This window comes from Promicromonospora vindobonensis (assembly GCF_042685865.1).
GTDB lineage: Bacteria > Actinomycetota > Actinomycetes > Actinomycetales > Cellulomonadaceae > Promicromonospora > Promicromonospora vindobonensis.
On the sequence record NZ_JBHUOG010000002.1, the window covers coordinates 506,936 to 531,168 of the forward strand.

General features: G+C 71.3%; 18 protein-coding genes. 11 read left to right on the plus strand and 7 right to left on the minus strand.

Translation table 11 applies throughout. The annotated features are described in order from the left end of the window. Nucleotides 1-15: 15 nt before the first annotated feature. A complete protein-coding gene (locus ACFS27_RS15500; protein ID WP_377184550.1) occupies nt 16-1,830 on the minus strand; it encodes a calcineurin-like phosphoesterase C-terminal domain-containing protein in 1,815 nt (604 codons plus the stop codon). A 254-nt stretch (nt 1,831-2,084) separates the two neighbouring features. Here ACFS27_RS15500 and ACFS27_RS15505 point away from each other — a divergent pair, with 254 nt between their 5' ends. Genes ACFS27_RS15505 through ACFS27_RS15515 form a run of 3 tightly spaced genes read left to right on the plus strand, consistent with a single transcriptional unit; the run spans nt 2,085 to nt 5,232 of the window. Beyond that, nucleotides 2,085-3,290 carry a DUF418 domain-containing protein gene (locus ACFS27_RS15505; RefSeq protein ID WP_377184552.1) on the plus strand — a complete coding sequence of 402 codons (1,206 nt, stop codon included), beginning with the start codon at nt 2,085-2,087 and terminating at the stop codon, nt 3,288-3,290. Between the two features lie 5 nt (nt 3,291-3,295). Next, nucleotides 3,296-4,597, plus strand: a complete 1,302-nt coding sequence (locus tag ACFS27_RS15510) for a sensor histidine kinase (RefSeq protein ID WP_377184554.1) — start codon at nt 3,296-3,298, stop codon at nt 4,595-4,597. Continuing rightward, a complete protein-coding gene (locus ACFS27_RS15515) occupies nt 4,594-5,232 on the plus strand; it encodes a response regulator (protein WP_377184556.1) in 639 nt (212 codons plus the stop codon). Before ACFS27_RS15510 ends, ACFS27_RS15515 begins: the two co-directional genes overlap by 4 nt. Before the next feature lie 42 nt (nt 5,233-5,274). On the opposite strand, the gene ACFS27_RS15520 is transcribed toward ACFS27_RS15515, so the two are convergent. Further along, nucleotides 5,275-6,024 carry an MBL fold metallo-hydrolase gene (locus tag ACFS27_RS15520; protein WP_377184558.1) on the minus strand — a complete coding sequence of 250 codons (750 nt, stop codon included), beginning with the start codon at nt 6,022-6,024 and terminating at the stop codon, nt 5,275-5,277. A gap of 278 nt (nt 6,025-6,302) precedes the next feature. Here ACFS27_RS15520 and lnt point away from each other — a divergent pair, with 278 nt between their 5' ends. Next, complete coding sequence (gene lnt / locus ACFS27_RS15525) at nt 6,303-7,976, plus strand: apolipoprotein N-acyltransferase (protein WP_377184560.1); 1,674 nt, start codon at nt 6,303-6,305, stop codon at nt 7,974-7,976. Nucleotides 7,977-8,104: 128 nt separating this feature from the next. Further along, nucleotides 8,105-9,352, plus strand: a complete 1,248-nt coding sequence (locus tag ACFS27_RS15530) for a hypothetical protein (RefSeq protein WP_377184562.1) — start codon at nt 8,105-8,107, stop codon at nt 9,350-9,352. Here ACFS27_RS15530 and ACFS27_RS15535 read toward each other — a convergent pair. Next, complete coding sequence (locus ACFS27_RS15535) at nt 9,336-9,950, minus strand: acyl-CoA-like ligand-binding transcription factor (protein WP_377184564.1); 615 nt, start codon at nt 9,948-9,950, stop codon at nt 9,336-9,338. The genes ACFS27_RS15530 and ACFS27_RS15535 overlap by 17 nt on opposite strands. A 76-nt stretch (nt 9,951-10,026) precedes the next feature. Here ACFS27_RS15535 and ACFS27_RS15540 point away from each other — a divergent pair, with 76 nt between their 5' ends. Further along, a complete protein-coding gene (locus ACFS27_RS15540; protein ID WP_377184566.1) occupies nt 10,027-10,887 on the plus strand; it encodes an SDR family NAD(P)-dependent oxidoreductase in 861 nt (286 codons plus the stop codon). A 50-nt stretch (nt 10,888-10,937) separates the two neighbouring features. Here the strand turns inward: ACFS27_RS15540 and ACFS27_RS15545 are convergent, their stop codons facing one another. Further along, nucleotides 10,938-12,164: a hypothetical protein gene (locus tag ACFS27_RS15545; protein ID WP_377184568.1), complete on the minus strand. Its 1,227-nt coding sequence runs from the start codon at nt 12,162-12,164 to the stop codon at nt 10,938-10,940. Between the two features lie 10 nt (nt 12,165-12,174). Continuing rightward, a complete protein-coding gene (locus ACFS27_RS15550; protein ID WP_377184570.1) occupies nt 12,175-14,712 on the minus strand; it encodes a glycoside hydrolase family 2 protein in 2,538 nt (845 codons plus the stop codon). Nucleotides 14,713-14,891: 179 nt separating this feature from the next. On the opposite strand from ACFS27_RS15550, the gene ACFS27_RS15555 reads away from it, so the two are divergent. Next, nucleotides 14,892-16,172, plus strand: a complete 1,281-nt coding sequence (locus tag ACFS27_RS15555) for a cytochrome P450 (protein ID WP_377184572.1) — start codon at nt 14,892-14,894, stop codon at nt 16,170-16,172. Nucleotides 16,173-16,221: 49 nt separating this feature from the next. On the opposite strand, the gene ACFS27_RS15560 is transcribed toward ACFS27_RS15555, so the two are convergent. Beyond that, nucleotides 16,222-17,415, minus strand: a complete 1,194-nt coding sequence (locus ACFS27_RS15560) for a cytochrome P450 family protein (protein WP_377184574.1) — start codon at nt 17,413-17,415, stop codon at nt 16,222-16,224. An 85-nt stretch (nt 17,416-17,500) separates the two neighbouring features. Then, nucleotides 17,501-18,757 (minus strand): prolyl oligopeptidase family serine peptidase, encoded by a 1,257-nt coding sequence (locus ACFS27_RS15565; RefSeq protein WP_377184576.1) that lies wholly within the window; start codon nt 18,755-18,757, stop codon nt 17,501-17,503. Between the two features lie 194 nt (nt 18,758-18,951). On the opposite strand from ACFS27_RS15565, the gene ACFS27_RS15570 reads away from it, so the two are divergent. From ACFS27_RS15570 to ACFS27_RS15585, 4 genes are all read left to right on the plus strand, one after another. Beyond that, a complete protein-coding gene (locus tag ACFS27_RS15570) occupies nt 18,952-19,986 on the plus strand; it encodes an ATP-binding cassette domain-containing protein (RefSeq protein ID WP_377184578.1) in 1,035 nt (344 codons plus the stop codon). Further along, nucleotides 19,983-20,789, plus strand: coding sequence for an ABC transporter permease (locus tag ACFS27_RS15575; protein WP_377184580.1), 807 nt, complete (start codon nt 19,983-19,985; stop codon nt 20,787-20,789). Before ACFS27_RS15570 ends, ACFS27_RS15575 begins: the two co-directional genes overlap by 4 nt. 78 nt (nt 20,790-20,867) lie before the next feature. After that, nucleotides 20,868-21,662: an ABC transporter ATP-binding protein gene (locus ACFS27_RS15580; protein WP_377191059.1), complete on the plus strand. Its 795-nt coding sequence runs from the start codon at nt 20,868-20,870 to the stop codon at nt 21,660-21,662. Further along, nucleotides 21,659-24,196, plus strand: coding sequence for an FtsX-like permease family protein (locus tag ACFS27_RS15585; RefSeq protein WP_377184582.1), 2,538 nt, complete (start codon nt 21,659-21,661; stop codon nt 24,194-24,196). The genes ACFS27_RS15580 and ACFS27_RS15585 overlap by 4 nt, the downstream gene beginning before the upstream one ends. Nucleotides 24,197-24,233 lie beyond the last annotated feature (37 nt).

Genomic DNA, 24,233 nt, shown 5'->3' on the forward strand with positions numbered 1-24,233 from the left:
TCGTTCAGCGGTGTGTCAGCCGGTGACCTCGAAGGTCAGGGTCTCCGTGAACTCACGCCCGTGCACGTCGGTGGCGGTCACCTCGGCCGTGTGCGAGCCGACGGCGAGGTCGGCGGGCAGCTCGAGGCGCCACAGGTGCATGGAGCGCTCGGCGACGCTGCCGCCGTGCACCAGCTGCTGCTGCACGGCGACCGGGTCGGACCACTGAGCGCCGACCTTCGGTGCCTCACCCTGCATCGGCTGGGTGCGGACGGCCTCGACGGCCTCGCCGCCGTCGAGCGTCGCGGTGACGGTCGAGCCCGTGCTGCCCATCCAGAAGTTGGTGGTGAGCCAGGTGGTGTCCACCAGGTCGGCCTGCGACACCACGAGCGGGTCGGTGAACTCCGGCGCCGATCCGACGTCGGACCGGTTCGCCGCGAACCACTCGCGGTAGCGGGGCGTGTTCGCGCCGAGGGCCATCTGGTGCGAGTCGTCCGCACCGCGGACGGTGAAGCGCTCCTTGACCTTGGTGCCGGTGATGTCGAGGGTCAGGACACCGGGCTGGCCACCGTCACGCTGCAGCGCGGCCGGGTAGCCGGCGGGCAGCACCGTGCCCGAGTACCAGTCGCCGGAGATCGCGCCGGCCGTGATGTGGGTGAACGGCAGCTCGTCGATGCCCATGACGTCCGACCAGCCCTGCAGGCTGTCGCCCGCGCGCAGGTTCTCGATGCTGTGCGTGTGACCGCCCAGCGCGACCGCCTCGCGGCCCTCCAGCAGCTCGTAGATCTCCTTGACCTGAGCGACCTGGTGCCTGCTGCTGCCCTCGTCGGCGTAGTCGAGGAGCGGGATGTGCGCCGCGATGACGATCAGCCGGTCCATCGGCACCTGCGCGAGGTCGTTGCGCAGCCACTCGAGCTGGCGCTCGTCGAGGGAGCCGGTGTACGAGGTCCCCGACTTGTACTCGACCGTGTTGAGCGCGACGACGTGCGCCTTGCCGGCGTCGTAGGAGTAGTACTCCGGGCCGAGCTTGGCCCGGAACGTGTCGAACGTGTGCTCGCTGCTCGTGGCGTCGAAGTCGAGGTCGTGGTTGCCGGGCAGGAAACGCGCCGGGCCGTTGAGCGTGCCGACGAGCTCACGCGTCTGCGGGTACAGCGACAGGTCGTCGCCCACGACGTCGCCGATGAAGAGGGCGCCGCAGCCGGTGTAGTCGGTCCGTGCGGCGAGGTCCGCGAACGCGCCGTTGCGGGCGTACTCGACCTCGTCCTGGTCGTACGTCTGGATGTCGCCGCCGATGAGGCAGTGCTGCGCGGCCGACCCGGTGAGGGTGCTCTTCGCGAGCGGGAAGTTCACCGCGTCGGGGAGCTGGCCGGTCGGCTCGATGCCGCCGTAGCGCAGCTCGGGCGAGCCCTCCGGCAGGTGGTGGTAGAAGAACTGGGCGACGTTGTCGTCGTCGACCGGCACCTGGTACCCGCGCGGCTGGGTCACGGAGACCGTCATGTTGTCGAAGGCGGGGAGCTCGTAGCGGCCCTGGCGGTCCGTCGTCGTCACGTCCCGGCCGTTCGTGACGGTGACGCCCCGCAGGCCCCGCTCGTTGCGGTCCTGCACGGAGTCCTTGTCGCGGTCGTCGAAGACGACACCGTCGACGGTCTGCTGGTCCTCGTCAGGTCCGGGGACCACGTCGACGGCGCCACGGTAGGCCGACTCGGCCCACGAACCGGAGCCCTGGCTGGTAGCAGGGGCGGCCGAGGCCGACGGCAGCAGTGCGCCGGCGAGGACGAGCGCGAGCCCTCCTCCGGTCAGGCCGAGCGTCCGGAGCGAGCGAGTGGTCGATCGGTTGGCAGTCGATGTCACAGAGTTCTCCTGTCGTGATCGCGAGCCGGCCCTCCGGCCGGTCGGCCATCACGGTGCCGCCCGGTCATGAACCTGGGCTGTCGTCCTCCCCACGGCACGGAGAACCTCAGGCGACAGGACCGTCGCCGTCGTCGCCCCAGGGCGGACGCCGCGCCCTGTCGTCCGATCGGTGGACGCCACCGTCGTCCGAACGAGCACGCCAAGCGTCCGATCGGAGGATCTTCCGCGGCGTCGTGCCTGCATAGCGTGGTCGGGTGACCTCACCTCCCCGCTCCGCGACCGCACAACCGCCCACGACGCTGCCTCGTCCCGAACGAGCGCTGGCCCCCGACCTGGCACGCGGGCTGATGCTCGCCCTGATCGCCTTGGCGAACGTGATGGTCTACCTGATCGGCCGCCCGTACGGATTCCGCCAGCACATCGTCGAACAGGGGGCGATCGACCACGCCGTGTCCGCCCTCATGGTCGCGCTGGTCGACGGGCGCGCCTATCCGCTGTTCGCCTTCCTGTTCGGCTACGGCATGGTCCAGCTGTCCAGGCAGCGACTGAGCCAGGGCGCGACGCCCGACGAGGTGCAGCGGCTCCTTCGTCGCCGGAGCCTGGTCCTGATCGCGTTCGGAGCCGTGCACGGCATCCTCCTCTTCCCCGGCGACATCCTCGGCTGGTACGGCGTCGTCGGGCTGGTGATCGTCGCGCTCCTCCGGCTGTCCGACCGGGCGATGCTCTGGACCGCCGGCCTGTGGCTCCTGCCCGCCGCCGTCGTGACCGGCGTGGTCTACGGAACGGCCTCGGGTCCGGAGCGCGGCTTCTTCTGGTCGTTCGAGATCGCCGACCCGCTCGCGGCGGTCGCCTGGCGGTCGGCGGAGTGGCTGTTGGCCCCGTTCGGGCTGCTGCTCGTGATCAGCACCGCGCTGATCGGGGTCGTCGCAGCGCGTCACCGCGTGCTCGAGCAGCCGGTCGAGCACCAGCGGCTGCTCCGCCGGGTCGCCTGGACCGGTCTGGCGCTCGCCGTCGCAGGGGGAGTGCCGAGCGGGCTCGTCGTGGGCGGATACCTTCCGCAACCCGGGGCGTCCGCCGCCGTGCTCCTCGCCGTGCTCCATGCGGCCACAGGGGTGGCCGGAGGCCTGGGGCTCGCGGCGGCGTTCGGACTCGTCGCAGGCCGGCCGTCGGTCCGCTCCTCGCGCATCGTCGAAGCGGTCGCCGCCACCGGCAGGCGCTCGCTGAGCGCCTACCTCAGCCAGTCCGTCGTGTTCGTCCTGCTCCTGACGCTGCCGTTCGGCGGCCTGGGCGCGCACCTCGGATCGGCGTCGGCCGCAGCGCTCGCCCTTGCCGTGTGGGCGGCCACCGTCCTCGGGTCGAGTGCGCTGAGCCGGCGCGGGATCCGCGGTCCGGCCGAGCGGCTCCAGCGGCGGCTCATGGTCGCGAAGCCTGTGGGCCGCCCCCGTCCCGTGGGAAAGTAGGTCGCATGAGGGCAGCCTCGCCGCCGGCCGCGACCGCCTCCGACACGGAGGCCGGCTTCCTGGCGTTCGAACGCCGGTGGGACCGGACGTGGGCCCTGCTGCCGTACCTCCTGATCGGTCTCGCCTTCGTGGCCTCGATGATCCCGCTGGACACGAGTCCCTCGGACCGGTGGGTGATCGTCGCCCTGGTGCTGGCCCTGCTCGGGTGGCACTACTGGTTCGTCACGCGGCACCCGCACTGGCCGGAGCGTCGCCTGGTGCCGATGGCGGTCTACTTCGTGGGGCTGCTGACCCTTGCGCTGGTGCTCAGCGGGCGCGCGGGGCCGTTCGCCCTGGTCGTGGTGGGCTGCTTCCCGATGGCTTTCGTGGCCCTCCCGGGGCGGTGGGCCTATCTGGCCGTCGCGGTGACCGGCCCCTGCGCGATGCTGAGCATCACCTGGCCGGTGGTCGACGGGTCGCTCGTCGCGCAGGCGGTCGGTGCCTCCGTCCTGGCCGGGTTCGTCGGCTGGGCGATCCGCCGGATCGAGGCGGAGGGGGTCCGGCGACGAGAGGCTCATGCCGAGCTGATGGCGCTCACGGTGGCGCTTCGCCGTGCGAACGCCGACAAGGACGCGCTGCGGGCGCAGCTGACCAGGTCGGCCCACGAAGCCGGCGTGGCCGCCGAGCGTGCCCGGCTCGCCCGGGACTTCCACGACACGCTCGCTCAGGGGCTCGCGGGGATCGGCTCCCAGCTGGAGAACGCCGACACGTTGCTCCCCGAGCACCACCCCGCCGGCCCGCGCGTGCGCACGGCACTGCGGCTGGCGCGCACCAGCCTGGCCGAGGCCAGGCGGTCGGTGCAGGCCCTGCGACCCGGGCCGTTGTCGGGTGACGGCCTGATCGCCGCGATCCGGCAGACCGTCGACCTCTGGTCCCAGGAGCATGCCCTGCCGGTCCGGCTGGAGGTGACGGGCGACGTCGAGCCGACCGACGAGGCGGTGCAGACCGCCCTGCTCAGGTTCACGCAGGAGGGGCTCGCCAACATAGGACGCCATGCCCGGGCGGCCCAGGCCACCGTCACCGTGTCCGGCATGGGCGACCTGGTCATGATCGACATCTTCGACGACGGCGTCGGCTTCGAGGTCGCAGCCCTCGGACCAGGCGACGCCGGCGGCGGCTACGGGCTGACGGCCGCCCGCGAACGACTGGCGGCGGTGAACGGGCAGCTCAGCATCGAGTCAGCACCCGGCGCAGGAACAACGGTGACGGCGACGGTGCCCGCCCCCGTCGCGGTCCCTGTCCCTGCTCGGGCAGAAGCACCACGATGATCAGGGTCGTCCTGGTCGACGACCACCCGGTCGTCCGTGACGGCCTCGCCGGGCAGATCGCCAGTCAGGACGACCTGACGGTGGCCGGCGAGGCCGGGGGCGGGCACGAGGCGCTGGCCCTGGTGGAGAGGTTGCGACCCGATCTGGTCGTCACCGACCTGCGGATGCGGACCGGCGACGGCGTCGAGCTGATCGAGGCGCTGCGCCGGAGGGTTCCCGCTGTCGCCGTCCTCGTCCTCACGACGTACGGCACGGAAGCCGATCTCCTGCCCGCACTGGAGGCGGGGGCGACCAGCATCCTGCTCAAGGACGCGAGCAGGCAGGAGCTGTTCCACGCCGTCCGGATGACGAGCCGTGGCGAGACGGTGCTCTCCCCGGCCGTTGCCGAGCTGCTCGTCCGTCGCTACCGAACGGATGGCCAGGCCGACGGCGTGTCGCTGAGCCCCCGGGAGCTCGAGATCCTGGGTCTGGTGGCCGACGGGACGGCCAACCGGGAGATCGGCCGCACGCTGCACATCTCGGAGACGACGGTGAAGACCCACCTCGTCCGCGTCTACGCCAAGCTCGAGGTGAGCGACCGCGCCGCGGCCGTCGCGTCGGCCTACCGGCGGGGCCTGCTGCGCCTCAGGTCCTGAGGCCGGCTGCGCGGGACGAGCCACGGCGGCGACGACGTCGGCTCAGTGGGCGCCCACCGCACGTGCCCGTTCGACGGCTGCGGCCACACCGCCGTTCCACGGCTCGCCGTGGCCCGGCAGCACTGCCGTGCTGCCCGAGTCGTACGGGATCAGGCGGTCGAGCGACACGAGAGCCTGCGAGCTGTCCGCCGTTGCCGCGCCGGCGATGATCTGCGGGCCGCGCCTCCCGGTGTACGGGTCGAGCGTGACGAGCGCGTCCCCGGTGAGCAGGACGTCGCGGTCCGCGAGGTGCAGGGCACAGTGCCCGGAGGTGTGGCCCGGTGTGAAGACCACATGGGGAGCACCGGGGACGGGAAGCGTCTCGCCGGGCTCCGCGTGACGGAGCCCCTGGACACCGCGCACCCGCAGGGCACCGGCGGCGACCATCGCCACGAGGATGCGCAACGACGCCGGGTACCGCAGCGGGTAGGTCGCCCGGACGTTCTCGTGGGCGTAGCGGTACGGGTGAGCGGCGATCGTGGAGTCCTGCTCGTGCAGCCAGATCGGCACGCCCAGGCGCGACTGGAGCGCTGACGCCGAGCCGGTGTGGTCGAAGTGGGCGTGCGTCAGCACGACCGCTGCGATGTCCGAGGGGCGGTGCCCGAGGTCACGCAGAGCCTGGCCCAGCAGGCCCCAGGTGCCGGGCAGGCCGGTGTCGACCACCAGCACGCGGCCGTCGTCGTCCGTGACGAGGTAGAGGTTGACGTACGCGTGCTCGATGCGGTGCACCCGGTCAGCGACCTCGCTCAGCATCTCGCGACCTCCTCCGCGCCGTTCCGGTAGGGCCCCTTCGTGAGACCGTAGCCCCGACGCGTCCCGCTCGACACTCCGCGCGCCCGCGACGCGCCTCGACACCTCGGTCGCCTCGCCGCTGTGCGGCCCGCGCCGGTGATGCTCGTCCGACGCGGCGGAGCAGGCCTGGTCGTTTTCCCTTATGCCAGGGAAGGCGGCAAGATCAGGTCGGCCACGCACATCACCAGCAACGGAGCCGCAATGCTCGGACACGACTCGAACGCGGACGGGTCAAGCCGTTGAGGCGGACCGCTGGCCCGACGGCTCGGCCCGCCGCCGCCGTCGGGCTCCTGCGCCGTCGGCCCGGCCCTGCCGCCGAGGACACGGTGGGCACCGAACGGCCCCTCGTGCCGTTGCCGGCGGCGCTCGCCCTGGCAGTGGCCGGAGGGCTGGCGCTCGATGCCTCGTTCCCCGCGCTCGGCTGGTGGCCGCTCGCTCTTGTCGCCGTCCCGCTCGCGCTGGTCTCGCTCATCGGGCGGACCGTGTGGGGCGGCGTGCTCGTCGGTGCGGCGTTCGGCGCGGCGTTCTACTTCCCCCACCTGTCGTGGGCAGCACGGTTCCTCGGCGACAACCCCCTCGGCTGGGTGCCGTGGGTGGCGCTGGCGACCGCGGAGACCCTCGTCCTCGCGGTGCTCTCGCCGCTCGTCGTGCTCGCCTACCGGTGGCTGCCGCGGTGGCGCGACACCCGCACGGTGCGACTGGTGGTGCTCCCGGTGCTGGTGGCAGGGGCGTGGACGGCCAGGGAGCTCGTCCTGGGCTCCTGGCCCTATGGCGGCTTCCCCTGGGGTCGGCTGGGGATGAGCCAGTCGGAGAGCCCGCTCGCTCCGGTCGCGTCCTGGCTCGGCGTGTCCGGGCTCGGCTTCCTGATGGTCGTCCTGTGTGCGGGAGCGGTCGAGGCCGCCCGGTGGGCCGCTCGCGCGCGGGCGGTGCCGGACGCCGGCGGCACGCCCCGCACGCGGTTCGCCGGTGGCCTGGTGGGGGCGATCCCCGTGGGTTCGCTGGCAGTGGCGATGCTGATCGTTCCCCAGTTCCCGACCGACGACGCCGGCACGATCCGGGTCGGTGCGGTCCAGGGCAACGGCCCGGCCGCCTACGCGGACGAGCGCGAGGCGCACGAGGTGCTGGAGTCACAGCTGGCGGCCTCCGCGCCCCTGACGAGCGAGCCGGTGGACGTGGTGCTGTGGCCGGAGGGCGGCGTCGACAGCGACCCTGCCGCGCAGCCGGGTACGGCGCGGGCCCTGAGCGCGGCGGCGGCCTCCTACGGAGCACCGGTCCTCGTCAACGCCGCGTCCGGTGTCGGAGACCTCTTCTACAACACCTCGTTCCTGTGGACGGAGGACGGCGCTGAGGCGACGCATGCGAAGCGGCACCCCGTCCCCTTCGGGGAGTACGTGCCCGACCGGGAGGTGTACGGCGCGATCGTGCCCGGCCTCGTCGGCCTCCTCCAGCGCGAGTACACCCCCGGCACGGACTCTCCGGCGCTCGACCTCGGCCAGACGAGCGTCGGGCTGGCGATCTGCTTCGACGTCGCCTTCGACGACGTCATCCAGGAGGGCGTGCACGACGGCGCGCAGGTGTTCATGTTCCAGACCAACAACGCCGACTTCCGCGGCACCGACGAGAACCTGCAGCAGGTCGCCATCGCCCGCATGCGTGCGATCGAGACCGGGCGCAGCGTCGTCAACGTCTCGACGACGGGCACCAGCCAGATCTTCGCGCCCGACGGGAGCACGGTCCAGGCGCTCGCGAGCGACGAGGCGGGGCTGATGGTCGAGGAGGTCGAGCTACGCGACGGGCTGACGGCCGGGACCGTGCTCGGTCCTTGGGTCCAGGGGATCCTCATGTGGGGAACCGTCCTGAGCCTGGCCGTCCTGGCGGTCCGTGTCGTCCGTGCCCGACGCTCGCCGAACTGATCGCGCGGCGTGACGAAGCGCGCTGACCGCAACCTTTCTGCCAGTTCTTGAGTGTCGAAATCCTGCTGGCTAGCGTCTCGTTCGACGCGCGGCAACGACGCCGCGGGCACGGGAAGGGTGGATACCTGATGGCTGACTGGTCACGAGAAGCAGGCACACGGAGGCCGACCACTGATCGGCGTGCAACCGGTTCGGCGGCGAGCCTCACCACCCGGATACGTACCGTCGCCGGTGTTCTTGCGACGCTCGCCCTGGCTCTCGGTGTCCCCGCGCCGGCGGCGGGCGAGGCGTCCGCTGTCGAGGTCGAGCCGCTGCCCCCACTGGGCGTGCTCGGTGCCAACTTCAACGAGAACCTGGACCGGCTGAACGAGCGGGAGCTGCGCGCGGCACGTGCGAGCTGGGTCCGGGGCTTCTACACCCTGCCGGAGGCCGATACCGTCCCGCCCGCGCAGAGCGACACCCTGCTCGCGGTCCGCGCCGCCCACGACGCGGGCTTCCGGACGGTGCTCAGCCTGAAGTTCCCCCTGGCCGACAGCTCGTTCCCCCGTCCTGGCAGCACGGAGATGGCTGCCGAGCTGGCCCGGCTGGACCGCGTGCTGCCGCTGGTGTTCGACACGGTCGACGTCGTCACCATCGGCAACGAGCCGTTCATCGAGAGCATCCCGGCAGAGCGGGACGAGCGGCTCAACGAGTTCTACGAGACCGTCGCGCGGCACGTCATCGACCGCCGCTCGGAGCTGTGCGGCGCCGGCTGCGCCACCCATCTCTACATGGGGGCGCTGAACCGCCTCGACCTGCCGAGGAACCGCACGCCCGCCGTGGAGCGGTTCCTCGCCTTCGTCCGCGAGACGCCGGAGATCGAGGGGGTCGACCTCCATCCGCACGTCGCCGACCAGGCGCGGATCCAGGACTTCCTGGACTACACGCTGCCTCGCCTCCGCCCGGAGCAGACCTTCCTGGTGACCGAGTTCTCCCTGGTCTGGTACTGGCAGCAGCACATGACCGACCGGGTCCCGGCTGCGTTCGCCCAGCGCTACGGCTACGCGCCGGATACCCAGGTGTGGCAGGTGATCGACGAGGCGATCGAGCGGCCCTTCCCCTCGCACAAGTGGAACGACCTCCTCTCACAGAGCCCATGGTTCGAGGCCAAGAAGCACCTGCTGCGCGACGAGATGGAGCGGTTCCGGAGCACGGGGCGGCTCGCCGTGGCGACCTACGGGTTCAACCAGATCCCGTCGATGACGACGCGCTGGAGCGCCACGAAGCCGCCGTGGCTCCTGAACAGCGTGTTCGCCGACCTGACCGTGCAGCCGAGCGGCCAGGGCAGGTCGACGCCCGGCTACGCCTGGATCGACGACTTCAGGAGGCTGCAGTAAGACCGGCGGGGGCTCCCATCGCGCGGTCAAGGATCGTCGAGAGCGGCTGCGGCTGAGCGCTGGCCGTCCACGCGGTCAGCGCCGCCTCGACGCACCCGAGGGCCGCGGCGATCACTGCGTGCGCACGCGGGTCGGAGCCGTCGGCCGGATCGGCGCCGATGCGACGTGCGACCTCGGGCCGGAGCAGCTCCAGCCACAGGCCGTTCTTCTCCCGGTGCCGAGCGGCCAGCGCGGGCGTGCTCACGATCAGACGGGTGAGCCGCCGGGTGCGTTCGTCGTGTCCCTCGTACTCCTCGATCAGTGCGTCGAGGGCCCGTCGCATGGCCACCCATGGCTCCTCGCTCGGTGGCCGGGCGACGAGGGCGTCCCTGAGGTGGTCACCAGCGTCGACGGTCTCGCCGAAGAGCGCGTCCTCCTTCGAGGGGAAGTAGCGAAAGAACGTGCTGCGCGAGATCTCGGCGGTCGCACAGATGTCGTCGATGGTCGTCTCGTCGTAGCCACGCTCGAGGACGAGGTCCTGGACTGCCGCAGCCACCTCGGCGCGCATGGCCTGGCGCGCTCGTGCTCGTACGCCGCGCACGGCCTGGTTCGGGCTCATGGGTCGATGGTACTACCTGCCACAAGTGGTACTGTGTCTCATGTTAGGAAGTCAGTGCCTCGAAAATCGGAGAGTCATGAGTGACAACAAGGTGATCGTCATCACCGGCGCGAGCGACGGCATCGGGGCGGCGGCCGCGCGGCAGCTGCACGCGGCCGGCCACACCGTCGTCGTCGTGGGTCGGTCGGTCGAGAAGACCCGCGCCGTCGCCGGCGAGCTCGACGTCGACAGCTACGTCGCGGACTTCACCCGCCTCGACGACGTCGAACGCCTGGCCGGCGAGCTCCGCACCGCCTACCCGCGGATCGACGTGCTCGCCAACAACGCCGGCGGGGTGTTCGGTACGCGGGCCAAGACGGTCGACGGGTTCGAGAAGACGTTCCAGGTCAACCACCTCGCACCCTTCCTGCTCACGCGGCGGCTCCTGGACACGCTCGTCGCGTCGCGGGCCTCGGTGCTGCAGACCTCCAGCACCGTGCGGTTCGCCAAGGAGATCCACCTGGACGACCTCGACCACGACCGCGACTACGACCCGGTGCACGCCTACGGTGCGGCGAAGCTGGAGAACATCCTCTTCACCACGGAGCTGCACCGGCGCCACCAGGCCAACGGCCTCTCGGCGGCGTCCTTCTACCCCGGCAACGTCGCGACGAACTTCGCGTCCGACACGACCAGCCCGATCATGCGCGTCGTGCGGCGTCTCGGCCACCTCCCGGGCCTCGGGCGGTTGCTGCTGACCACGCCGGACCAGGGCGCCGACCAGATCGTCTGGCTCGCCGAGGGGACCCCGGGGACGGACTGGCAGTCGGGCTCCTACTACTACAAGCGCGAGGCCAGCACACCGCGCAACCCGCAGGCTCTGGACGCCGATCTCGCTCGTCGGCTGTGGGAGCGTTCCGAAGAGCTGCTCGCCGGCCGGCTGTCCGAGCTGGCGTAGAGGGCAGCCGGCCGGGTGCGAGCCGGGCCGCCGTCCGGGCGGAAGCAGTGCTACCGGGTGGCCAGAGCTGCTTCGATCTCGGTGCGGGTACCCGTGAGCCCATGCCTGGCCAGGACTCGTGGGACCTCGCTCAGCCACGAGTCGTTCAGCTCCCAGATCGGCAGGACCGCGTGCAGGACGTGCCGTTGTACAGGTGTGAGGTGGTCCAGCCTGGCGGTGGCTCCCGGGCCTGTGACAGGAAACGCGGCGGACAGGACGGTGTCGAGCAGCTGGTCGCAGTTGAAGCTGGAGCTGGTCAGCGGAAGCCGGTCGGCGAGGTCCCTGATGTCGTCGGTGGTGAGCCAGCGCCTGATCGAGGCCAGGCTCTTGGCCGCACAGGACCCGATCCAGCCGTCATGGATCCGGAGGTCGGGCACATCCTCGAGGACGGTCGACTCGACAAGTGTGCCGATCGTCGGTCGGCTTGGTGGTTCGGAGCCGGTTGCTGAGGCTCGCGCGAGCGCCGTTGCCGCACCCCAGCGAACCAGTGGCCGCTCGTCGTCGAGAAACCGTGCTACGCGGTCGAGCGTCTCGGACGGGACCGCGATCAACCCGTGTGCGACGAGGGCAGACGTCAGTGCGTGCTCGTCGGCTTCGACGTCGAGACGGTCGACGAGGAGGGGCACGGTCTCCGCGGCGGACTCGGGGAACATGCCGACGAGGTACGCGACGCGTGCACGCTCGACGCTCCGGGGCGAAGCGAGGAACCGGACCAGGCGGGGGAGCCCGTCACGTACCGCGTCGTACGCAGCGACCGTGTCCGGGCTCGGGGTCAGGCCGCTGAACGGATTTCGGATCCAGAGCTCACGTTCGGGCCAAGGCCTCATCTCATGGTCTGCACGCTCTGCGGCGCGAGCAGCCAACGAATCGCGCTCTGCTTCGAGACACGCGGCTCCGTACCGCCACTCGGAGACCGGCACGCCGGCCGGCAGCCGCTCGTCGTCCAGCCCGACCGCGAGAGTGCAGAGGAACCCGAGCAAGTTCTCGCGGTCGAGTGCGTCCGGGGTCAGGGCAAGCTCCACCACGAACCGCGCGACGGGAGCAGACGCCGAATACCTGCTGCCCTGGTGCGTCACGGAGCTGTTGAGGCCTGTCAGCGCGTCGCGTCGCACCCGCGCGTCCTGGCTGCGCAGAGCACGCAGGTTGGGCGGTACGTCCTTGGCGGAACCGTACGCGTGGACGAGCCACTCCCACGCGACCTCGTCCAGACCTGCCAGCGGATCGGCCTGTGCGGACATGTGCCACAACTTATCGGTCGCGGCTCGGCACGACGAGGTCGTTCGCGGTCCGGAGCACCGGACGCTCTACGAGGTCGGAGTCCTGACCGGGCGGCAGCCCTCGCACGGTGAAGGTATGGGCCTGGCCAGGGAGGAGCGTGACGAGCGCGTCGTCCACCTCGGCCGAGGGGCTCAGCCGGTCGGGCAGGAGGACGAGGTCGCGCAGCAGGGTCGTCGCGGTGACCGTGACCAGCACGGTGTCGTCCGAGACGCGCTCCACCGTCGTCGTGAACCGGGCGGGGGAGTAGGCCAGGTCCCGGTCCTCCCTGAAGAACCGCTCGGTACGCACTCCGGTCGACGTCTCCGCGACGAGGAGCTCCGCACCGGGCTCGTCGGGGCGGGCGAGGGCGTCCGGGAGCTCCACCCGGGCCGACCCGAAGCGGTCGGTCACGATACGGGTGGTCAGCTCCGCGAGTACCGTCCCGTCGAAGCGGAGCCGGCGGACCGTGACGTACTCGCGCCACGCCTCCCCGCCGTCGTTCACGCCCACCAGCGCCAGACCACGGGGGCCGTCGGTGCCTGCGGCCGCCGCGCCCCCGGGTCCGTCGGTCGGCTGGATCGTGAGGAGCCGGGTCGCCTGCGACGAGCGCAGCGCGTACCAGAGCGGCTTCTTGCGGCCGTCGCCGTCGATGGCCGCCCAGGAGGTGACGGGCCAGCAGTCGTTCAGCTGCCAGACGATCGTCCCGAAGTTCCGGGGGCGCAGGGAGCGGAAGTGCTCGATGCCGAACGCGATGGCCCTGGCCTGGTTGAGCTGCATCGCGAAGTGCCAGTCCGTCATCGACTCCGGAACGGCGAAGTGCGGTACGAGCCCGCGTTCGAGCTTGCCGTTACCGTCCTCGGCCTTCTGGTGGTGCAGCATCCCCGGCGACGTCGGCGTGAGCGGCGCGTCGCGCACCGAGCGCGTGATCGTCGACCAGGCGGGCGGGGCCTGCCAGCCGAACTCGGAGACGAAACGCGGCCGGTGGTGGGCGTAGACCGTGTAGTCGACCTGGTTCCACACGTCCCAGACATGCGTCAGCCCGTGGTCGTCGTCGTTGGGGTGCAGCTCCATCGAGCCCGAGTACGGGCTCCCGGCCCAGTACGGCCTCGACGGGTCGACGTCCGCCACCACCTCCGGAAGAAGCTTCAGGTAGTACCCGAGCCCCCACTCCCGGCCGTCCAGCGCTTCCTGCCAGTGCCAGTCGAACCAGCCCCAGATGTTCTCGTTGTTGCCGTTCCAGAGCACGAGGCTCGGGTGGGGCATGAGCCGCTCGACGTTGTCGCGGGCCTCCGCCTCGATCTCGGCGGCGAGCCGCTCGTCCTCCGGGTACGCGGCGCAGGCGAACAGGAAGTCCTGCCAGACCAGCACGCCGAGCTCGTCGCACACGCGATAGAACGCCTCGCTCTCGTACACACCCCCGCCCCACACCCGCAGCAGGTTGGTGTTGGCGTCCACGGCCTGGCCGATCCGGACCCGCAGGCGCTCCTCCGTCACCCGGGGGAGGAAGCAGTCGTCCGGGATCCAGTTCGCCCCTCGGATCGGGACGGTCGCCCCGTTCACGACGACGACGAACGGGGTGCCGTCCGCGTCCGGCGTGGTGTCCAGCCGGAGCGAGCGGAAGCCCACGCGCCCGGTCCACTCGTCGACGGGGGTACCGCCGTCGGGGCCGCCGTCGTGGCCACTCTCGTCGAGCCGCACCACGACGTCGTAGAGGCGCTGCGCCCCGAGCCCGTGGGGCCACCAGAGCTCGGGGTCCTGCACCTCGAGCCGCACCGTCGCCGTCCGCGCACCCGGTTCCAGGTCCACCGCGACATGGGTCCCGGCGAGCTCGGCACGGAGGCGCAGCGGCACCGGGGCGGGGCGGTCGAGCTCCACGGCGAGGCTCGCGATCCCGACCGGGCCCTCGACGAGCACCGTCGGGGACACGCGACGGATGGCCGGGGCGGTGCCGCGCACGAGCCGGGCGTCGCGCCAGATCCCGGCCGTCACGAGCGTCGGTCCCCAGTCCCAGCCGAAGTTGCTGGCGGCCTTGCGCAGGTAGTTGAACGGGGCAGGGTACGCGTTCGGCAGGGCGCCGACCCGGTCGCGCTCGGCCTCGCCGAACCGCCACGCCGAGTCGAACCGGACGGCGAGCACCGCGTCCTCGCGGCGCAGGCCGACCGGCACGGAGACCTCCACGCGCCGGTGCATGTTCTCCGAACGGGCGATCACCTCGCCGTCCACGGTGACCGTCGCGACGGTGTCCAGCCCGTCGAAGGCGATGACGAGCTCTTCCTCCGGCGCCGCCGACAGATCGATCGAGCGCTCGTAGCACCAGTCGGTCCGGCCGATCCAGTCCAGGGTGATCTCGTTGCGATCGACGTACGGGTCCGGGACGAGGCCTGCCGCGAGCAGGTCCGTGTGCACGGTACCCGGAACCGTCGCGGGCACCGGCAGCGCTGCGAGCACGTGCTCGGGGACGCCCGAGGCGACGGCGTCGGAGGCAATGCGGAGCGTCCAGCCGGTGGACAGGCTTGTACGGGTGATCATCGGTGACCTTTCGGCGGCGGCGGCCGCCCCAGGCTACTCGCGCCGGACGGTGCGGCTGGTACCCAGGTCACCGCGTCACCGACCCGAGGACGGACCGTGTTCGACATGAGAAATCCTCGCCGACAGCGAGGCCGTTCAGGGCCTTCCGGCCGGACGGTCCGCATGGTCGGATGGCGCCCATGACACAGCGAACGATCCGGGCCGGTGCGGAACGGCTGGAAGACCTGTCGGGACTGACGTCGCTGACGGAGATCACCAGCGCACCCGACCCGCAGGAGCACTACGCCGCGCTCCGCGCGAGGTGGGGAGAGGTGGCGCCGGTCGAGATCGAGCGCAAGGACGACACCGTGATCCCGGCGTGGCTGGTCATGGGGCACGCGGAGAACTGTCACGTGATGCGCTCCGAGCTGGAGTTCAGCAGGAACGCCGCGAACTGGCGATGGAACTACGACGACCTGCTGCCTGCCGGCACGGCGATCGGCACCTTCGCGCCGGCCGAACCCCGTCCGACGGCCTTCTACCATGACGACACCGAGCGCAAGCGGCTCCGGGAGCCGCTGGACGATGCCCTCGAAGCGCTCGACGAGCGTGCGGTGCGCGACCAGACCACGTACATGTGCGAGCGGGTCATCGAGCGGATGGGCGACTCCGGGTCCGGGGACCTGGTCCGGTCGTACTGCCAGCCCGTCGGGTTCCTCGCGATGACCACCACCCTCGGGTTCGACCTGGAGACCGGTGCACGGCTCATGGCCGACTCCGCGGCCGTCGTGGGCGGCGACGGCGACCAGGTCGCCAAGGCCCAGGCGCGCACGGCCGCCACCGTCCTCGAACACATCCGCCTGCGGCGGCGGGACGGCGGGCGGGACCTGACCTCCCACCTGGCGGACCACAAGAACTTCGCGCACGACGGAGAGATCGCCACCAGCGCGATCGTGCCGGTGTCCGCCGCGGCGATCTTCCTGACCGCGTGGATCACCCAGACGCTGCACCAGGTCCTGTCCGACCGCAGGCTCGCCGCGCGGGTCACGGGCGGGCGCCTCACGCTGGACGGCACGCTGGACGAGGTGCTGTGGCGTCGGTCGCCCATCGGCCATTCACCGGCGCCGCGCTTCGCGCGCAACGACGTCGAGCTCGGCGGACGCCTGATCCGGAAGGGCGACGCTCTGGTGATGGGGATCGCGGCGGCGAACGGCGACCCCGCCGTGCACACCGACGACCTGTGGGACGAGGTCGACAACCGCTCGCACCTGTCCTGGGGTACCGGACCGCACGCCTGCCCTGCGCCGCGGCTGGCCCGGCTGATCGCCCGGACCGCCGTCGACCAGCTGCTGCGGCACATGGACGTCACCCTGCGGGCGCCCGACGACGGGCTGCCCTGGGCGTCCTCACCGTGGGTGAGGCACCCCGAGCAGCTTCCGGTGACCTGGCACCGCGCCACGGGCAGCGGCGTCGTCGGGTGAGGCCGGCCGGCCCGGGCGCAGGCAGGCCACGCCCGGGCGCAGGCCGGCGCTACGCGCCCAGGACCGCCGGCAGGACGGCCGGGCCGTTGGCGACGAACCCGGGCACCTGCCCGTGGTCGCCGTCCGGCTCGACGAGCCGGAGGTCGGGGAAACGCTCGAAGAGGGCCGCCAGGGCGATCTCGGCCTCCATCCGGGCCAGCGGTTCACCGACACAGTGGTGCGCGCCCGCACCGAACGCGAGGTGGGTGCGGTCACCGCGCGCCGGGTCGAACGTCGCGGGCTCGTGGTGCAGGCTCCCGTCGCGCCCAGGGGCGCCGAACACGGCGATGAGCGGGTCGCCCTTGCTGATCGGCACCCCGCCCAGCTCGAGGTCCTCGACCGCGAACCGGAGCGGGATGTAGATCACCGGTGGGGCGACGCGCAACGTCTCGTCGACGACTGCCGACCACGTCACCTCTCCCGCGCGGACCGCTGCCAGCGCGTGGGGGTGCGTCAGCAGGAGCCGGATGGCCGAGGCCAGCAGGTTGACGGTCGTCTCGTGGCCGGCCACCAGCATCAGGTTGGCCGTCGAGACCGCCTCCTCGACGGTCAGCTCGGCCGCGACGGTGCTGATCAGGTCCTCTGCAGGTTGCTCGTGCTTGGCCTGGACGAGGGCGGCGAGCAGCTCGACCAGCCCGGTGCGGGCGGCCATCGCCACCTCGGGGGGCACACCGGTGTTGATCAGGACGTCGGCGAACCCCCGCATGTCGTCGCGCTGGCCCTCCGGGACACCGAGCAGGTCACAGATGACCTCGACCGGGATCGAGGAGGCGAAGACCTCGCGCAGGTCCACCACCGCGCCGCCGTCGCCGGCGACGGCGAGCCGGTCGAGCGCCGCGGTGGTGGCCGCCGTGACCCGCGGCTCCATCGCCCGGGTGCGGCGTGCCGTGAAACCCCGCGCGACGACCTTGCGCATCGAGCGGTGCTCGCTCCCGTACGCGTTGAACATCGACTTGCCGGTGACCCACGTGTACAGCGGCCACTTCGGGGTGATCTCGCCGTCGAGCAGCGCCGTCCAGTGCTGGCGCGAGTCCTTGGAGATCCGCGGGTCGACCAGCATCGGCCGCAGCAGGGCCAGGTCGGTCACCGCCCATGCCTCGACGCCGCCCGGCAGCGCGACCCGCGTGACCGGCCCCCGCTCGCGCAGTCGTCCCACTTCTTCCAGCGGTGCCCTGCCCGCAGCATCCAGGACCAGCGTCTCCACGAGCACTCCTCAGAAAGAACGGCCACATCAGGAGCCACAGTCTTTTCCGGAATGCTCGTTTTGTCCATGTGCCCGAGCGATGGGCTCAGCGCTTCGTGGTCGCCATCCACTCCCAGATGCTCGCACCGTCGTGGTGCGGGTCGTTGCGCGCCACGTAGATCCACGACCAGTGCCCGGGGAAGGTGTTGCCGTCCCAGGTGACGTCGTCGTACAGGCTCATGATCGAGCCGTCGATCCGCTCGTGCGCGTACACCGTGTTGTCCTCGGGGTCCAGGGTGGTGTCGTCGGCCGACGCCACGAGCCACGTCGGCGTCGTCATCGCCGCGAGCTCGTCGTCGGAGACGAAGTAGCCGCCCGATCCGTCACGGGCGCCGATCCCGCAGCAGATCGGCACGGAGCTCGCGAACGTCTCCGGATACTCGGCGACCAGCTTCAGCGACATGTACCCGCCGTTGGAGCAGCCGACGACGTGGATCCGGCTCCGGTCGATCCGGTGCGCCGCGACGACCTCCTCGATCGCCTCGAGGACGAGCGGCGCGAAGCCGTCGCCGTCCTGCATCCACGCCGACGTCGCCTGCGGGGCGAGCACGTAGGCGCCACCGAAGACGTCCTGCGCCTCCGGCGTGGCGAAGCCGAGCGCACCCCGGTTGGCCCGCAGCTGCGCCTCGTTGTCGTAGTAGTCGTACCCGCCGGTCAGCAGACCGCCCTCACCGCCACCGTGCAGCCAGACGACGAGCGCCGCGCCGTCGCGCCCGCCCCCGCCCACAGGGGAGAAGAGACGGTAGTTCAGACCCGACGCCGTCGCGTGGTGGGCGAACGCGTCGACCTCCGGATCGGACAGCCGGCCCTGGCGGAACGAGTCGAGCACGACCGCGCCGCCCCCACCCCTGCCGCGCAACGGCTCGACCTGCGTGATCGCGTAGTCGAGGTCCAGGACCACGTTGCGGCCGTGCGCGCCCATGTACTGCAGGGTGCCGCCGCCGTCGACCCCCCACCCGTGCTCCAGCTCCAGGGCGACCGCTCCGCGGCGGGTCCAGCTCGCCGCCGTGACCACGCGATCCTGCTCGTAGGCGATCTCCCCGCTGAGCGGGTTGGTGGCGGTGACATGCACTGCGAACGTCGACACGGCGAGCGACGACCGGTCCGCGCGGTGCAGGGCAGGGGAGGAGATGGCGAGCGAGGTCACCTGCTCGCCGCCGTCGAGCACCTCGGCGAGCGGCGTCACCACCGCCTCGCGGTGCTCGCGGCCATCGGCGCTCGCGGCAGGGACGCCCAGCAGGGCCGCGGCGCCTGCGGTGGCGCCGGAGACGAGAAGGGTGCGGCGGGTGATCGGGGTGCGCATGGCGGAACTCCTTTGTCCGGGGCCACGGTGCCGGTGTGAGCGGCGACGCGCAGCACCGGCCATCGGAGGCTAGTGATCGGTGTGGAGGTGCGTCAATGGACGCCCCGGCCGGACGCAGCGCCGTTCCGGCGTCAGACCGAAACGGATTGAGCATCGGTGCCCTCGGTGGAACAGTGGCACCGAGGAGGAATCACATGTCCAGTTCGTTCGCCGTCGAGGCGCGAGGCCTCGTCAAGCACTTCACCAGCCGCAGGTCCGTCACCAAGGCGGTCGACGGCATCGACCTCTCGATCTCCGAGGGCAGCGTGTTCGGCCTGCTCGGCCCGAACGGAGCCGGCAAGACCACGGTGGTCCGGATGCTCGCGACCCTGCTGCGGCCCGACGCGGGCACCGCCAGCGTGCTCGGGCACGACGTCGTGCGTGAGGCGGACGCCGTGCGCTCCGCCGTCGGCCTCACCGGGCAGTACGCCTCCGTGGACGAGGACCTGACCGGCACCGAGAACCTGCTCATGCTCGCGCGGCTGTACGGGTTCGCACCCGCTGCCGCACGGCGGCGTGTCCACGGTCTGCTGGAGGCGTTCGACCTGGCCGACGCCGGGTCCCGGCAGGTCAAGACCTACTCCGGCGGCATGCACCGCCGCATCGACCTCGCCGCCTCCCTGGTGCTCGCCCCGCGGGTCCTGTTCCTGGACGAGCCCACCACCGGCCTGGACCCGCGCAGCCGCAACCAGGTGTGGGACATCGTCCGCGTGCTCGTGGACGACGGCGCCACGGTGCTGCTCACCACCCAGTACCTCGACGAGGCGGACCAGCTGGCCGACCGCATCGCCGTCGTCGACCACGGGCGCACCATCGCAGAGGGCACCGCGAGCGAGCTCAAGCGGTCGGTGGGGGAGGGCGCCGTGCATCTCCGCGTCGCCGAGGTCAGCGACCGCGCCAGGGCCGCCGAGATCACCGAGCGTGTGCTCGGCGCCGAGGTCACCTTCGACTCCGACCCGCACGCCATCGCCGCCCGCGTGCCGGACGCAGGGGCCGACGCCGTGCCCGGTCTGCTGCCCGCCCTTGCCGAGGCCGGGATCAGCGTGCCCGAGTTCAGCCTGGGCCAGCCGAGCCTCGACGAGGTGTTCCTCGCCCTGACCGGTCAGCCGCTGCCCGACGACGAGGAGCCGAGCGGGGACAGGGCTTCCGCGGAGCCGGGCACTCGTGAGACGACGGAGGCACCCCGATGACCACGACACTGCGTGACGCCGTCGCCCTCGCCGAGCGACCCTCCCGGCCGTCGCCCGTGTCGACCACGCTGACCTTCGGCTGGCGCGCGCTGCTGAAGATCAAGCACGTGCCGGAGCAGCTCTTCGACGTGCTCGTCTCGCCGGTCATCTTCACGCTGATGTTCACCTACCTGTTCGGGGGCGCCCTCGCCGGGTCCACGGAGGCGTACATCCAGTTCCTGCTGCCCGGCATCCTGGTCCAGACCATCCTGTTCGTGACGATCTACACCGGCTACACGCTCAACACCGACATCTCGAAGGGCGTGTTCGACAGGTTTCGCTCGCTGCCGATCTGGCGACCTTCGCCCGTGGTGGGTGCGCTGTTGGGTGACACGGTGCGCTACACGATCGCGTCGGTCATCACCATCGCGCTGGGGCTGCTCCTGGGCTTCCGGCCCGCCGGCGGGTTCCTCGGCGTCCTGCTCGGGGTGCTGCTCCTTCTGGTGTTCGCGTTCGCGCTGAGCTGGACCTTCATCATCCTCGGGCTGCTGGTGCGCTCGCCCAACGCGGTGATGGGCGTGTCGATGATGGTGCTCATGCCGCTCACGTTCGCCTCGAACGTCTTCGTGGACCCGGCGACCATGCCGTCGGGGCTGCGGGCGTTCGTCGAGGTCAACCCGGTGAGCCACCTGGTAACGGCGGAGCGCGGCCTGATGGCGGGCAACCCCGACATGACCGAGATCGTCTGGGTGCTGATCGCGTCCGTGGTCCTGACGGCGGTGCTGGGCCCGGTCGCGATGTGGATCTACCGGAACAAGACGTAGGGCGGTAGTGCCAGCGTTACCGTCGAGACGGTGGCCTGGGCCATCGACCTCAGCGCCCCCGTGGCATGGGATGAGGGCATGTCGTTCCCCTCGTCGCCAGCTCTTCCATCGTCCGCGTCCGGAGCCTCGGCGAGCGCCGGGTCGTCGATCGCGGTGCGGACGGTGGAGATCACCCGCACCTTCGGACAGAGGCCAGCGGTGGTCACCGCGCTGAATCGGGTCTCCGTCGCGTTCGAGGCAGGCCGGTTCACGTCGATCATGGGGCCGTCGGGCTCGGGGAAGTCGACGTTGCTCCACTGTCTTGCCGGTCTGGAGCGTCCGAGCTCGGGTTCGGTCCTCGTCGCAGGGACTGACCTTGCGAGCCTGTCCGACGGGCAGCTGACGACCTTGCGACGCGACCGGCTCGGTTTCGTCTTTCAAGCGTTCAACCTGGTCCCGACCCTGACCGCCGGAGAGAACATCACGTTGAGCGAACGCATCGGTGGTCCTCGGATCCCTCGGGAATGGATGTCTCACCTGACGGAGGTCCTCGGGCTCGGCGACCGCCTCGAGCACAGGCCAAGTGAGCTCTCCGGTGGACAACAGCAGCGTGTGGCGATCGCTCGGGCTCTGGCACACCGACCGGCGGTCGTCCTGGCCGACGAACCCACGGGCAACCTGGACTCGCACTCCAGCGGTGAGGTGCTGGACTTCCTGCGCCTGGCGGTCGAGCGCTTCGGCCAGACCATCGTGATGGTGACGCACGATCCCGCGGCTGCCGCGCGCACGGACCGGGCCGTGTTCCTCCGGGACGGGCGCGTGGACGGTGAGCTGCGGGACCCGTCGGTCGACGACGTCCTGGCGCGTCTGGCCTCCACGGGGTCGGGGGCATGATCGTCCTGGCCTGGCGCAGTCTGGCGGCGCGAAAGGCAGCCATCCTCGCGGCCCTGCTCTCGGTCGTCGTGGGCTCGTCGCTCGTGACAGCGGCCCTGTCGATCGCGAGCGCACAGGAGCAGCACGGTGCGGCGAGCGTGACGAGCTGGCGGTTCGGCGGTGTCGATGCCGTGGTGAAGCCGCCCGCCGGCGTTCAGCTGAGCAGCGGCCTCACCCTTGACCTGCCGTCCATGCCTCGGCTGAGCCCGCAGCAGATCGACGAGATTCGTGGTGCGCCGGGAGTCGCGGCGGTCACGCTGGAGTCTCCGTTCCCGGCGTACCTGGCCACGTCGGGCGGCACGGTGATCGGCAACGCCTTCACGCGCTCGTGGGGGCACCCGTGGTCGACGGCAGTCGCTGACAGCGCGTCGCTCGCCGAGGGGCGGCCGCCGAGCCGGCCGCGCGAGGTGGCAGTTGATGAGTCCGTGGCTGTCGCGGACGGGATCAGCGTCAACGACAGGGTTCCGGTCGTGTTCGCCGCCCGCACCGATGAGTTCACGGTGACCGGCATCGTGGAACGTCCTGGAGAACAGTTCGAGCACGCCTTGTTCTTCACGGACGAGACAGCTGCACGACTCGGTGGCGCGCCTGTCGCGGCACTCGTCTCCGTGCCCGACGCCGAGGGGCTGCGGGACGCCGTCCCCGGACTTCAGGTCCTGACCGGCGAGGACCGGTCGGGAAGCCTGCAGCTCGATCTGCGTCAGGCCGAGCTTGCCGGCGGGTCCGGCCAGTTCCTGATGGTGACGGCCTTCCTTGCTCTGGCGATCACGGTGTTCGTCATCTCCAGCACGCTCACCGTCTCGATCGGGCAGCGGCGCCGCGAGCTGGCGATGCTCCTGGTCGTCGGCACGAAGCCACGGCTGATCCGTCGCATGATCATCTGGGAGGCAGTTCTCGTCGGAGCCCTCGGTGGTGCCGTCGGCGCCGCTGTCGGCATCGGTCTGGCGGAGCTCGCACGCCGGTTCTTCGTTGCGCAAGGGGTGATGGCCCGAGGCACCGTCGTGTCGGTCGAGCCGCTCCCCGTGGTGGCCGGCGTCGCTGCCGCAGTGGTGGCTGCCCTGACAGCAGCGTGGTTTCCGGCCCGCCGCGCGACGCGCATCGCGCCGCTCGAGGCGCTCCGAGAGGCCGACGTGCCGACGATCGCCGCGGGGAGAACCAGAGCGATCGTCGGCTGGGTGCTGCTTGGCACGACCGCAGCCTGCCTCACGGGCGCGTTTGTCCTGGGCGGACCCGTGACGACCCTTGGTGGCACGATCGCACTGATGCTCGTCCTCTCGGCGTTCGCCTTCCTGATCGGCGCCGGCGTCCTCCTGGGACCAACCCTGCTACGGGGAGTGCTGGCGCCCCTGGGCGTGCTGTTGCGCCGATGGTTCGGGGGCTTCGTCGCGGAGCGGTCGATCCGCTCCGACCTGCGCCGGGCCGCCGGGGTCTCCGTTCCCCTGACCTTGCTCGTCGCCGTCAGCGCCGTGCTTCTCTTTCAGGACAGCGCGAACTACCAGGCTCGGTCTCACGTGTACGCCGACCAGGTGACCGCCGACGTCGTGGTGACCGGTGGGGTACAGCTCGGCGTGCCGCTCAGCACCGTCGATGCGCTCGATGATGTGCCGGGCGTAGCGGCGGCGTCCGGCAGCATCTCCTCCCAGCTGATCCTCGACGACCCTCCGACCATGCGCTCCACCGGAACCGTCACCGGCGTCGACCCCGCCGGACTTGATCGTGTGCTCAGCTACCAGGTCGCCGCCGGGAGCTGGGCCGACTTCGCGGAAGGGAGCATCGCCGTGTCCCAGATCGTCGCCGACGAAAAAGGATGGGACATCGGTGACACCGCGAGCTTCCTGTACCCGGACGGGACCCCAGGAAGCGCCGTGCTCAGTACCACCTACGTCGATCCCATGGGCGTCAGCGACACGTTGCTGCCGCTGCCAGAGCTGGTCCCGCACGTCCTGGAGCCGTTCGCCTCCGCGGTGTACGTCGCAGTGGAACCCGGCACCGATGAGCACGACGTGCTGGCGGCGATCAACGACGTACTCTCGACCGCCGCTCCGGGCACCCAGGCCGTGGATCGTGAACAGCACCTTGCCCAGGTAGCGACGCAGGCCTCCGGTGACAACTGGATCGTCCTCATGGTGGTCGTCCTCCTCGGCGGATACTCGGGTGTGTCAGCGATCAACGTGCTGGTCGCCTCCACGATGTCGCGCAGACGGGAGTTCGCGCTGCTCCGGCTCGCCGGGGCGCGCCGCCCTCAGATCATCGGGTCGCTGCTGGTCGAGTGCCTTGTGGTCGGCACCATCGCGGTCCTCGCCGGAACTGTCGTCGCTGCGGCCACCATGACCGGCTACGGGTACCTGCTCACCGGTACGGTCTGGCTGCCCTTCGTGGGACCGAGCTACCTGGTGATCGTCGGATGCGCCTACCTGGCGGCTCTGATCGGAACCCTCGCGCCGGTCCGGACCGCGATGACCGCCGATCCGCTCGCGGGAGTACGGGCATGGTGAGCCCGGTCCCCGGCTGGACGGGCGCGCGAAGATGGAC